The sequence below is a fragment of the Tamlana crocina genome (assembly GCF_012037625.1).
Genome location: NZ_JAAVJS010000021.1, coordinates 13,568 through 25,766, shown reverse-complemented (window position 1 = coordinate 25,766; position 12,199 = coordinate 13,568). Strand labels below are relative to the sequence as shown.

Sequence of the window (12,199 nt, the reverse complement as noted above, 5' to 3'; positions counted from 1 at the left end):
ACTCCATTAAGACAATTAAATAACTGAACAAAGAGTTCATAATAAAAATCAAGAAAATGAAAACTATAAAAAATATAAAACTATTTACAGTGGCATGTGCCGTTTCCTTAATGGCCTTCAACTGTTCAAACGATGATGATAATACCATGCAACCCATGGGACCGGACTTTACTGGAACCTACACCCAAGAGGACCAAATGGGTAGGCCGGCCGTAAACACGGTTTTTGTGGCCAGTGAAGATAAAGATATGTTTAACGTAACCGTACCAACGGCGCAAAATGCAGCATTTCAAAGTAAATTTGAGGCCAACCTAATAGCCCTGAGCCCAGCTTATGCCAATACTGGTGACGAAAACGCTTTAGGTTTAGATGCTGCTACGTTTACCGGTCTTTTGGCTACCGATGTATTAAACGTATCGCTGGACGGCACCACTACCTTTTACGATGGCACCAACGTTTTAACAGGTAGAGCCTTGGCAGACGATGTCATTACCGTAGAATTACTGCTCATTTTCGGCGGTGAAGATTTTAGCGAAAACCCTGGATTGTCTAACGACAATGTAGATGCCAACGACAAAGCCTTTTTGAGCTCCTTCCCTTACCTAGCTTCGCCTTGGTAAAAATGAACACCTACACAACCCTAAAACTTGGCTATGCCTTGTTTTAGGGTTACTACCAAACAAAAACTCAAAAAACAACACAACATGAAACCATTTAAACTTATAGCCATTTTGCTTTTACTAATTATTACTGTAAGCTGTGGCAAAAACGAAAAACAAATTACCCAAAAGAAAGACTATAATGCCTATTTAGAAAACACAGAGAACGAGAGGCTGGATTTGGTAAAATCTGATTATGCATTTTGGAAAAAAAAGCTAGAAAAAGAACCCAATCAGTTCCCCTACTTTGCCAAAGCCGCTGCCTCTCAATCTCAAATTTTTCAACACACCGGACAAATTGAAACACTTATTGATGCCGAAAATTATTTGGTTGAAGCCAACAAACGCACCCATTACAACCATGCTGGATATCTGAGGTCTTTAGCCAGAAACTACATTTCGCAACACCGTTTTAAGGACGCTTTGGCACTTTTGGAAAAAGCAGAAACCAATGGCGAAAATTTAAAAGGCACACAAAAAATGCTGTTCGACGTCCATATGGAATTGGGAAATTTTGAAATAGCCAAAACCTATTTGGAAAAAACAAGAAAAGAAGGCGATTTCGATTATGTAATCCGCTTGTCAAAATGGTCCGACAATCGCGGAAATTTGGAGGCCGCCATAAAATACATGGAACAGGCCAAAGCCATTGCTGAGTCTTCAAATATACCTTCAACCAAACAATGGGTTTACACTAACTTGGCCGATTATTACGGTCACGCCGGAAGAATAAACGATTCCTATCAACATTATTTAAAAGCTTTGGAACTTGAACCCACTGATGCCTATGCAAAAAAGGGCATTGCCTGGATTGTGTATTCATACGAAAATAATGCTAATGAAGCCATGCGTATTTTGAATGCCATTTCGAAAACATACAATGCTCCAGATTACCATTTACTAAAAGCAGAAATTGCCGATTTTATGGGTAATCAAAACTTAAAAGAAGAAGAATTGGACCGTTATTTCGATGCTGTGAAAAATCCGCTTTATGGCGATATGTACAACAAGCACAACACCCTTTTATACGCCGAAAACGCTACCCAAACTACAGAAGCTTTAAAAATAGCAATTGAGGAAATTCAAAACCGACCTACCCCACAATCGTACGATTTGTTGGCGTGGACACATTACAACCATGGCGACACAAAAGAAGCTTTAAAAGTTATGGAAGAACATGTGGTTGGTAAAACTTCTGAACCCGATGTATTGTTTCATTTGGCCAAAATCTATAAAGCCAACAACAACCTGGAAAATGTAAAAAAACTAAAAAAAGAATTACTGGAAAGCAGCTTTGAACTCGGCCCCTTAACGACCAAGGAAGTTAAAGCACTATAACATGGTTTGTTTGGTTAAAAAACCCGTTTGAAGTGTTTGATTTTGGGTTTTTGTTTGATGAAGCACTTGGTTGCAACCTTGCAACTGGGTGCTTTTTGCTTTGATTAATTAAATTAGATATAAGAATTCCGTAGTTACGCCTGTATTCAAATAAAGTTGACAACTGTCACCCTAATCCTTTCGGCTTCGCTCAAGATAAACTAGAGTCGAAAGGCCTTAAGCAGCTGGGATTTCAATTTGGTTTCGACTCCGATCAACCTGAAACACCGTATTTAACTTCTATAAAACAATACTATTTAACCTATTACGGATAAACCAAGTATTTTTCACGGATTTCCTTAAACTTCTCCAAACCTTCACTCCAAGTAGCTTTAATTTCTTTTTCAGTCAAGCCTTGCTCAATTTGCTGTTGCAACGTTTGTGTCCCAGCGAGCTTCACAAAAAAGTTATTGAAAAATTGAGACTTATCCGCTGTGTTTTTATAAGCTTCAATGAGCCAATTTAAGTTTAGTGTGCTTAAATTTTTAGTTTGCTGCAAATCTTTTCCGAAGCACAATTGGTTTTTGTGTTTTGGGTGTTTTGCGCCGTCGTTCGGTTTCGGAGTAAATTCATAAGGAAACACCTCAGCATTTAAAAACGGACTTCCGAAAATTTGAAATTGTGAATCCGTTCCACGTCCAGCACTAACATTGGTGCCTTCAAAAAAACACAAACTCGGATACAGATTAATTGATTTATCGTTGGGCAGATTCGGACTCGGTTTAATGGGCAAACTGTAAGTTTTTTTATGGTCGTAATTTTTAATTGGAATTACGGACAACTCACATTGCACGCCGTTTTTCAACCACTTTTCACCATTAATCATTTTTGCATATTCGCCAATGGTCATGCCGTGTACTATCGGAATCAGGTGCATACCCACAAAACTTTGGTGCTCCATTTCCAAAATTGGGCCATCAATATAATGTCCGTTAGGATTGGGTCGGTCTAAAATCAATACCGGAATGTTTTGCTCAGCACAAGCTTCCATCACATAGTGCAACGTAGAAATGTACGTGTAAAACCGAGCGCCCACATCCTGAATATCGAAAACCACAATATCCAAATCCTGCAACTGCTCTTTTGAAGGCTTTTTGTTATTGCCGTAAAGCGATACAATAGGCAAGTTGGTGCGTGTATCGACACCATCTTTTATCACTTCGCCCGCATCAGCCTGACCCCGGAAACCGTGTTCGGGCGCGAATACTTTTTTAACATTAACTTGAAGAGCCAATAAAGAATCAACAAGATGCGAAAAACTTCGTGCTTCAGGCTCCAAACTTCCAGCTTTAAAAACCACCGAAGTTTGGTTCGCCACGACACCAACGCGTTTGCCTTTTAATAGCGGCAAATACAGTTCCGTTTGGTTGGCGCCAACAATGACAGGATTATTTTCCGTTGTTTCATAAACTTCGGGCTTCAAGCTTCGTACTTCAGACTTCGACAAGTTCCCACAAGAAATTAACAAAACAATCCCGATAACTATCGGGAATAAAACTGTATTTTTGAACACACTAAACCTCATTTAAAAATTGAATTACGAGTTTTTTATAGCTAAACGCATTATTGGCAGTAAAGCGTATAAAAGTAGTGTTTCAGCACCAATAATAAAAATTGGCATTGCCGCGATTGCCATTGGTATTGTGGTGATGATGGTCGCTATTGCTACGGGTATTGGGCTTCAGCAAAAAATTCGCGATAAGGTGGTGGCTTTTAACGGCCACGTTACCATCACCAATTACGATAGTAACAATTCTCAGGAAAGCATTATTCCTATTTCGAATAATCAGGAATTTTATCCGGAATTCAAATCGGTTGATGGCATAAAACACGTTCAGGGCGTGGCTTCAAAATTTGGAGTGATACGCACTGAAACTGACTTTGAAGGCGTATATTTAAAAGGTGTTGGCAGTGATTATAACTGGGATTATTTTAAGGAATTTTTAATCGACGGCCGATTGCCCGATTACTCGAAAAAACGTAACGAAGAGGTTTTAATTTCCGAATATTTGGCCAACCGCTTGCAGTTTAAGGTAGGCGATAAATTCCAAATGGTATTTGCCAAAGACGACCCTGAAAAACTGCCCAATATGATTACTTACAACGTGGTGGGCATTTACAGTTCCGGGTTTCAAGATTTAGATGCACAATATATTTTGGGCGACATTAGGCATTTACAACGTATCAACCGTTGGGAAGACGACCAAATTGGAAACTTCGAGGTGTTTATTGACAATTACAACGATCTGGAACAAAAAGGGCGTGAAATTTACAAAAACACCCCATCTACTTTTAATACCCAAACCGTTACCGACAAATACTACTCCATTTTTGAATGGGTTAAAATTTTCGACAAAAACATTTACGGCATTATTGGCATCATGATACTCGTAGCGGGCATTAACATGATTACCGCCCTGCTCGTTTTAATCTTGGAGCGCACCCAAATGATCGGAATTTTAAAAGCCTTGGGCAGCAGCAATTGGAGCATTCGTAAACTGTTTTTGTTCAACGCCTCCTATTTAATTTTACTCGGGCTGTTTTGGGGCAACCTCATCGGTTTGGGGCTACTCTTTGCCCAAAAATATTTTAAATTATTCCCGCTCGACCCCAGCGTGTATTACGTTACAGAAGCCCCGGTTTACATCAATTTCGGCTACATTTTGGCGCTCAACATCGGTACTTTGGTATTGTGCCTGCTCATGCTTTTGGTGCCCTCGTACATCATCACTAAAATATCGCCGGTAAAGGCCATTCGTTTTCAGTAAAACAACATGATGTTCATTTGAAAAAAATTCGTCAATTCGAGTGGATTTTTTGATTGAAATGAGAAAAATTTGTATCGAGAATTAGAATTTTTAGCAACCAAAAAGTTCTCGATACAATTTTTCGTGCCTCAAAATCACTCGAACTGACGCCCTAACTATTTTTTATTCCAGTGGTTTAAAGAATAATTTCGGGCGTTACCCTCCCTTCGGCCACGCTCAAGGCCCACCGGGTCGAGCTTTACGTTTCAAGTCCTCGCTCGTGCCTTACTGTGGGCTTTCCACTTCAATCCCTAACGCACAAATCCGCCAACTCCAGAACATCGCCGGGCTGCATAGAGCCCATTTTAATTGGCCCTATCTGAACACGCACCAAACGCAGCGTCGGGAATCCAACAGCCGAAGTCATTTTTCGTACCTGCCTAAATTTCCCTTCGGTTAAGGTTATCGATACCCAACTGGTGGGGCCGTGGCGTTCGTCGCGTATCTTTTTAGCACGTTCCGGCAAATGGGGTTCGTCTTCCAATTTAAAAACTTGGCACGGTTTGGTAGTATATGGTTTCCCGTTGATACTAATTTCAATCCCTGCTTTCAGCTTTTCAACAGCTTCTTCGGTGATAACACCATCCACCTGTGCATAATATTCCTTTTCAACTTTTTGACTGTTTATAAAAGCACTGGTTTTGCCATCTGTAGTAAGCAGCAGTAAACCTTCCGAAGTTTCGTCCAAGCGCCCAATCGCCATAATTCCATCGGGAAAATCATAAAACTCGCCCAAAAACCGTTTGGATTGCTGTTTCGTGGAATTGCTTTTAAACTGACTTAAAACTCGAAATGGTTTAAAAATGACAAAGTGTTTGTGTTCCGAACTAAGCATCTTCACTTAATATTTTATACACTAATTCCTTTGTTGGTTTCTGTCCGTTTATTTTGGCTTTTACCGTTTCAAAAGTCACTTTAAAATCGCAGCCCGACTTATACTCGGTGCAGCCGTAAGCTGTTTTGCCCTTTATAATGGTGCCTTTTTTACATTTTGGGCATTTCAGTTCGTCGGGCTTTGTTTTGGCTGCCGTTTTTTTAGGCTCCAGTTTTAAATTGAAATCATCATCAAAACGCAACAGTCCCTCTACTTTCCCAGCTTCAGTTTTAAATCCTTTTAAGTTTACGGTACTCCCCTTTTGCAACAAACGGACAAACTGCTTTTCTGAAATTTTCTTTTCAGCAAACTTAAACGGAAGTAGAAAGCGGCATCCCGACTTGAAATTACTGCAGCCGTAAGCCGATTTTCCTTTTATTAAAGTGCCTTTTTTACACTTTGGGCAAGTTTCAGCCAATAGGCCTTTTTGCTTTTTTTCGGCCGCTTTGGCCTGCCTACTTTTTATCACATTGGCCTGCGATATATTGGCTCGTTTGGTTTCACTGCGCACTTCGTACACAAGGGCATCAACCATGCGCTTCATATTTTTTATAAAGGCAGCAGCACTATATTCGCCCTTTTCAATATCTTTTAACTGCTTTTCCCACTTTCCAGTGAGCTCGGCCGATTTCAGCAAATCGTTCTGAATGGTTTCTATCAACTGAATACCCGTAACCGTAGGCAGTACTTGCTTTTTATTCCGTTTTATATATTTCCGTTTAAACAGCGTTTCAATAATATTGGCACGTGTTGAAGGACGGCCAATACCATTTTCTTTCATTAAATCACGCAGCTCTTCGTCGTCTACCTGTTTTCCGGCTGTTTCCATGGCTCGCAGTAACGAAGCTTCTGTGTACTGGTTGGGCGGTTTGGTTTCCTTTTCTAAAAAAGAGGGTTCGTGTGGACCTTTTTCGCCTTTTTCGAAGGTGGGCAAAATACCCGATTCCTTGTCTTTTTTATTAGGATTTTCAAATACGATGCGCCAACCTTTATCTAAAATTTCTTTACCAGTGGCTTTAAAAGTGACTTCGGCTGCACTACCCAAAACCGTGGTATTCGATACCGTACAATCGTCATAAAACACAGCTATAAAACGGCGAACAACTATATCGTAAACCTGCTGTTGTGCGGGGTTGAGCTGGGTTTGCATACCCGTAGGAATAATGGCGTGGTGATCGGTCACTTTTTTATCGTCAAAAACACGCTTCGACTTTTTAATTTTCTTTCCTAAAAGCGGTTGCGTCAATCCCGAATATTGCGTCAGTTTTTGAAGAATGCCCGATACTTTCGGATACATATCGTTTGGTAAAAAGGTAGTATCCACTCTGGGGTAAGTCACCACTTTCCGTTCATATAGCGTTTGGACTATCTTTAAAGTTTCTTCCGCCGAAAACCCAAACTTGGTGTTGCAATACACCTGCAGCCCTGTTAAATCGAACAATTTGGGCGCATAATCCTTGCCCTTTTTCTTTTTTATAGATGTAATTTCAAAATCTGCTTCCTTTACCTTATTGGCCAAAGCCTCTCCATCTTCCTTCTTTAAAAAACGGCCTTCTTCGTAACTAAAAAGCGTTTCGCGATATAGCGTTTGAAGTTCCCAATAGGGTTGTGGCTTAAAATTTTCGATTTCCTTAAACCGGTTCACCACCATCGCCAAAGTGGGGGTTTGCACACGCCCCACCGACAGCACTTGTTTATAACCGCCGTGCTTTACCGTGTACAATCGGGTGGCATTCATACCGAGGAGCCAATCGCCAATGGCACGGGAAAAACCAGCATAGTACAAATTATCGTAATCAGTGGCTGGTTTTAGGTTTTCAAAGCCTTCTTTTATGGCTTCGGTCGTTAATGACGAAATCCATAAGCGTTTTACGTCACCTTTATAATGCGCCTCGTTCATTACCCACCGCTGGATAAGCTCTCCCTCCTGTCCGGCATCACCGCAGTTTATAACAACTTCGGCTTTATCGAACAGACTTTTTACAATTTTAAATTGTTTTTGAATGCCCGAATTGGCCACCACTTTGGTTTCGAACTTTTCGGGCAGCATGGGCAAATTGTTTAAATCCCAACTTTTCCAATACGGTTTGTAATCGTTGGGTTCTTTTAATGTACAAAGATGCCCATAAGTGTAGGTTACCGCATAGCCATTGCCTTCAAAATAACCATCACGTTTGGTATTGGCTCCTAATACAGAGGCAATTTCGCGGGCAACACTGGGTTTTTCGGCAATACAGACCTTCATTTAAAACGGTTTAAAAAAGTCCTGCAAAATAAAGATTCTGATGCGTTTTCTGAAGCGAAGTTTTTAGGAGTTATTAACCTTTTAGGTTTTTACTGAAATCAAATTCTATTTTTAGTATTTTTGATGATAATACAATCAAATGGACTTATCGCCTTTCAATATGAACACCCACAATAAACTTCAGTTTTTAATCATCACATTTTTTACTTCAATCGTAATCACCTCTGCCCAAAATGTGGTGTATGTGTATGGTGACGTATCAGCAGATGGCGATGTTCCATCGGGAAACAAACCCGCCTTCCACCAAATGCGACTGAACGATACGGGTCGGTACGGCATGAGCCAATTCAAGGCAGCGATTGAAGAAACGGGCTTAACAATCACCGAAGTTTACGATGCTGAAACCGAATTCAACAATACATTTTTGAAAAATATTGATGTTTTGATATTAGCATCGAACCAAAAAACATTTTCAAAAGAGGAAGCTTCGAACATTAAAAGTTGGGTAGCGAATGGTGGCGGATTGGTGGCTTGGTCCGATAGTGCTTTTGGCGGACATTACAAGCACGTGGGACTGGACAATACGGCTGGCAGGGACTCCAACAACCTGATTACCGAACCATTTGGCATGTATTTTTTAACCGATAATGGCGGTGGCAACTACCTCATTAAAGATTACACTGAAGACCATTTTATAAACAATTACAACAAAAACGGGGGCGTTATTTTTAGGGGCGAGGGTGTTAGTTTTGTCCGTACCTCAGCACCCGCAAAAGTGTTAGCAAAAGCGCAAAGCAACGGCTTGGGTGGCAAACTAAAAGTGAATAAAATTGATGGCGAAATAAATCTTGAAACCGATGCCACTTTGGCTATTGCCCACTTTAAAGAAGGACGTATTTTGGGGCTTTTCGACAGAAATATGTTTTGGAATGCTGGCGACGGCACACAGCTTTCGCATTCCAACAACCGAGAATTTACGCAGCGCATCATGCTTTGGGCCGCTAGAAAGGAAAACAATGATTTAATTAAAAAGGAATCCACACAAAACAAAGGCACTAACTTACCGCCCGTAGTTTCCGTAAAGCATCAATTATCAAAAAATGGCAAGACACTGCATTTAACTGCCGAAATTATTGATGATGATTCTGACAACATTTATCCCGAAATTACTTGGGAAATGAAAAAAGGGCCAGAAATCGCCATTTTTGAAAACAACAACCCTAATACCAAAACACCCGTAATTACTTTACCCAAAAAAGGAACCTATGTATTTAGAGCCATTGTAACCGATGGAGAATTTAAAATCTCGGAGACGGTAAAAACTGAAAGTAATCAATAAGCTGTAATTTCCTTTATTTTTTCAAAAAACGCTTTTTTCCGTTTGGAACTGATTTCCCAATTTACGGGAACAGTTTGGAATCCCTCTTCGAAAGGCTCATCTTTTCTTCTAAAATCGAAATAGCCCCATGAGGCATAAGATTCAACAGCATACTTTAAATTGTACGAATCTTTATCAAAATCATAATGGTCATCTTCGTTATACACAATGGGTTTTGGCGTATAAGCTTCAGATTGCCGAACCTCATCAACCAAAATTTTTATTCTTTCAGGATCTTTTATGCCATTGCCGTGGAGCAGCACAAAATCTGAACTTGCAATAACATTATCCGTTGGCAATTTATTGCCCTTAAAACTGGTGCTTACCAAAAGGGAGTGGTTACTCAACTTTTGCACGCGTTTAATGAGTTCATCCACGCGCTCTGGGTTTAATATGGCATGGTCGTACTTAATATCGCATTCGTTGTTTATTTCGATTAAAATGTTTTTATAGCCTTTTGAAACGATCCAGTTGGTAATATTATCTACCGCATTTATTACAGCGGTTTCGTTTTCTAAAACCTCGTCCTGTCCAAAATAGAAATAGCCCAATATCACCACCATGTTGAGCTCGTCGGCCTTATCCAATATCCGTTCCAACCGATTGATATAGTCTGGTTTTAGGTTGCCTTTGGCATCAAAGGCAGAATTCATCCAATCTTTATTGCCGTAACCAATGGGGCTTCCGCCCTGAAGATTTAGTGTAAAAGCCAACAAACCGTGCGCTTTCCAACTGGGCATGGCCGCTACGAACTCCCGTGTATTTCGTTCTGCATCCCAAGTTTTGGTATCGGGATACACAAAGCCTTTTCGGGTTTCGGGGTTCGAATCGTCAAAAACACCCTGCACCATTCGGGAATTGAACAATAGGCCTTCAATTTTATTCCCGTTCCAATAGCGGTCTTTGTAAGTAATGCTGTGGTTTACAAAAAACTGCTCGCCCTTAATGGAGACTTCGGAATTTCGTGAATTTTGACCTTGGCAAACGGCCAATACAAACATTAATATTGAAAAAACAAGACATTTTTTGACGTTCATAAAAAAAGTTTTACTGATTAACACAAAACCTTAAATATACAGATTTTTATTAGATTTAGAAAATACATGGGAAATAAATCCGTTACCACTCCCGCTTCTTATTGAGCTCTTCTTGGGCTTCGAGTTCTTTTTGAGGAATCACCTTTAAGAATGACGGATGCTGCTCTATGGCATATTCAATTTTCTTAACAATTTCGGCGGTGGTTTCGTTATCGTAATCAATCTCTAAAGGCGCCTTAATCTCCATGCTTTGGAGAATATTTTTCTTTTTAATACGCAAACCCTTTTTATCGAACGACCTTCGGAAACCATCAATAACAATAGGTATAACAACCGGTTTGTATTTTTTTATAATATGCGCGGTTCCTTTTCTAATGGGCTTAAAAGGCGTAGTGGTACCCTGTGGAAAAGTTATAACCCATCCATCGTCCAACGCTTTTCCAATATTGGAAATATCGCTCATTCTTACCTGGCGCTTAACATCTTTCCCTTCGGAGCGCCACGTCCGTTCAATGCTCACCGACCCCACGTAGGCCAAAATTTTAGGTAACAATCCGGCTTTCATGGTTTCCTTTGCGGCCACGTAATAAATATTCAATTTAGGATTCCAGAGGTAACCTACATTTTTTATGGAATCTACACGCCCGCTTAAACTGGCGTTAAATACGTGGAACATAGCCACTACATCGGCAAAATAAGTTTGGTGGTTTGAAATGAACAGCACGTTGGTATCGGGTAGGTCCTTAATAATTTCAGAGCCTTCAATTTGTAGTTCGTTGAAGCCACGAAACCGCTGATGCGTTAAAGCCCCCAAAATTCTGATGAGCCATTTTTTAACAAATAATATATGTCCGAATGGATTTCTTTTAAACAATCCCATGAATACGAGTTGAAATAGTTTGGTTAGCTACACCAATTTAAGCAAAATATGCCAAAAGCCGCCCAAATTGAGCCTACAAATGTAATAAACAAAATAAACTACCAAAGTTGTTTCAGCATATCTTTAATCTCACTGAGCATCATGGCGGTAGCGCCCCAAACCACATGGCCGTTCAGTTTAAACGCAGGCACCTCAACCTCAACACTGTACGAGGTAGCCAATCGTTTGGTGATTAAAACGGCATCATCTAAAAAATGTTCCAAATCCACCTCGATAACATCCTCAACTTCATCATCTTGTTTTATGAATTTTGGTGTCGTTGCGGTAATTCCGACAAAAGGCTGCACATAAAAATTACTTGGCGGAATATACACCTGCGACAATTTTTTCATCACCTTTATCTGTTTAACGGGCACACCAATTTCCTCTTCGGTTTCGCGTAAAGCCGCTTCTTCCAGCGATTGGTCATGCTTTTCCAACTTCCCTCCAGGAAACCCAACTTGCGCCGAATGTACCCCTTTGTAGGTTTTCCGCAATATTAAAACCAATTGGGTTTGTTGGTTGGCGTTGGGGTAAAACAAAGCCATAACCCCAGCATGTTTGGCACGTTTTATGGCTTCCGTCTGGTTTTTTACCAGCTCCTGCCTAAAAGGCGGTACCATTTTAAAATGCGAGGATTCGCCTAAAAGCGGTATATTTTTTATTTTTGAAAGCGATTGCTGAAATTCACCAAAATCCATGGAATGTTTTTTTTAACATAAAAAGTTTTATCGTCATGCTGTCCCGATAATTATCGGGATTGTTTCAGCATCTCAAAAAAAACTAAAAACCAAAACCTTATAATGTGCCCCCTGAAATAACACTTCGACTCCGCTCAGTGTGACAATTCAGAGAGACGTTCAACCCATTGTAAGCTATTGGATATAATCGAAATTCATATAA

Annotated in this window: 10 protein-coding genes; 4 read left to right on the top strand and 6 right to left on the bottom strand. The window is 40.2% G+C overall.

The window, feature by feature from the left end; genetic code table 11:
* Positions 1-110: 110 nt before the first annotated feature.
* Together HC176_RS13295 and HC176_RS13290 are read left to right on the top strand one after the other, a co-directional pair.
* A complete protein-coding gene (locus HC176_RS13295; protein ID WP_425338204.1) occupies positions 111-620 on the top strand; it encodes a DUF4331 family protein in 510 nt (169 codons plus the stop codon).
* Positions 621-704: 84 nt separating this feature from the next.
* Positions 705-1,997 (top strand): tetratricopeptide repeat protein, encoded by a 1,293-nt coding sequence (locus HC176_RS13290; protein ID WP_167919079.1) that lies wholly within the window; start codon positions 705-707, stop codon positions 1,995-1,997.
* 304 nt (positions 1,998-2,301) lie between these two features.
* Here HC176_RS13290 and HC176_RS13285 read toward each other — a convergent pair whose 3' ends face one another.
* Positions 2,302-3,561, bottom strand: a complete 1,260-nt coding sequence (locus HC176_RS13285) for an exo-beta-N-acetylmuramidase NamZ family protein (protein ID WP_167919077.1) — start codon at positions 3,559-3,561, stop codon at positions 2,302-2,304.
* Between the two features lie 7 nt (positions 3,562-3,568).
* Here HC176_RS13285 and HC176_RS13280 point away from each other — a divergent pair, with 7 nt between their 5' ends.
* Entirely contained in the window at positions 3,569-4,804 is a 1,236-nt protein-coding gene (locus HC176_RS13280) for an ABC transporter permease (RefSeq protein WP_167919075.1), read from the top strand.
* 283 nt (positions 4,805-5,087) lie between these two features.
* Here HC176_RS13280 and HC176_RS13275 read toward each other — a convergent pair whose 3' ends face one another.
* Positions 5,088-5,678, bottom strand: coding sequence for a pseudouridine synthase (locus HC176_RS13275; RefSeq protein ID WP_167919073.1), 591 nt, complete (start codon positions 5,676-5,678; stop codon positions 5,088-5,090).
* A complete protein-coding gene (locus tag HC176_RS13270) occupies positions 5,671-7,962 on the bottom strand; it encodes a type IA DNA topoisomerase (RefSeq protein ID WP_167919071.1) in 2,292 nt (763 codons plus the stop codon). The genes HC176_RS13275 and HC176_RS13270 overlap by 8 nt, the downstream gene beginning before the upstream one ends.
* A 139-nt stretch (positions 7,963-8,101) precedes the next feature.
* Between HC176_RS13270 and HC176_RS13265 the strand changes: the two genes are divergently transcribed.
* Entirely contained in the window at positions 8,102-9,301 is a 1,200-nt protein-coding gene (locus HC176_RS13265; RefSeq protein WP_167919069.1) for a DUF4350 domain-containing protein, read from the top strand.
* On the opposite strand, the gene HC176_RS13260 is transcribed toward HC176_RS13265, so the two are convergent.
* The 3 genes from HC176_RS13260 to HC176_RS13250 all read right to left on the bottom strand — a co-directional run bounded on the left by HC176_RS13260 (position 9,295) and on the right by HC176_RS13250 (position 11,997).
* Positions 9,295-10,377 (bottom strand): hypothetical protein, encoded by a 1,083-nt coding sequence (locus HC176_RS13260; RefSeq protein WP_167919067.1) that lies wholly within the window; start codon positions 10,375-10,377, stop codon positions 9,295-9,297. The two genes, HC176_RS13265 and HC176_RS13260, sit on opposite strands and share 7 nt — an antisense overlap.
* Positions 10,378-10,459: 82 nt before the next feature.
* Positions 10,460-11,257, bottom strand: a complete 798-nt coding sequence (locus tag HC176_RS13255) for a lysophospholipid acyltransferase family protein (protein WP_167919065.1) — start codon at positions 11,255-11,257, stop codon at positions 10,460-10,462.
* A gap of 98 nt (positions 11,258-11,355) precedes the next feature.
* Positions 11,356-11,997, bottom strand: a complete 642-nt coding sequence (locus HC176_RS13250) for an NUDIX hydrolase (RefSeq protein WP_167919063.1) — start codon at positions 11,995-11,997, stop codon at positions 11,356-11,358.
* Positions 11,998-12,199: the final 202 nt, after the last annotated feature.

What these genes read in the sequence shown, in the direction of transcription:
- HC176_RS13295 (WP_425338204.1), top strand. Translation starts at nt 111, where the DNA reads ATGGCCTTCAACTGTTCAAACGATGATGATAATACCATGCAACCCATG.
- HC176_RS13290 (WP_167919079.1), top strand. Translation starts at nt 705, where the DNA reads ATGAAACCATTTAAACTTATAGCCATTTTGCTTTTACTAATTATTACT.
- HC176_RS13285 (WP_167919077.1), bottom strand. Translation starts at nt 3,561, where the DNA reads ATGAGGTTTAGTGTGTTCAAAAATACAGTTTTATTCCCGATAGTTATC.
- HC176_RS13275 (WP_167919073.1), bottom strand. Translation starts at nt 5,678, where the DNA reads ATGCTTAGTTCGGAACACAAACACTTTGTCATTTTTAAACCATTTCGA.
- HC176_RS13270 (WP_167919071.1), bottom strand. Translation starts at nt 7,962, where the DNA reads ATGAAGGTCTGTATTGCCGAAAAACCCAGTGTTGCCCGCGAAATTGCC.
- HC176_RS13265 (WP_167919069.1), top strand. Translation starts at nt 8,102, where the DNA reads ATGGACTTATCGCCTTTCAATATGAACACCCACAATAAACTTCAGTTT.
- HC176_RS13260 (WP_167919067.1), bottom strand. Translation starts at nt 10,377, where the DNA reads ATGAACGTCAAAAAATGTCTTGTTTTTTCAATATTAATGTTTGTATTG.
- HC176_RS13255 (WP_167919065.1), bottom strand. Translation starts at nt 11,257, where the DNA reads ATGGGATTGTTTAAAAGAAATCCATTCGGACATATATTATTTGTTAAA.
- HC176_RS13250 (WP_167919063.1), bottom strand. Translation starts at nt 11,997, where the DNA reads ATGGATTTTGGTGAATTTCAGCAATCGCTTTCAAAAATAAAAAATATA.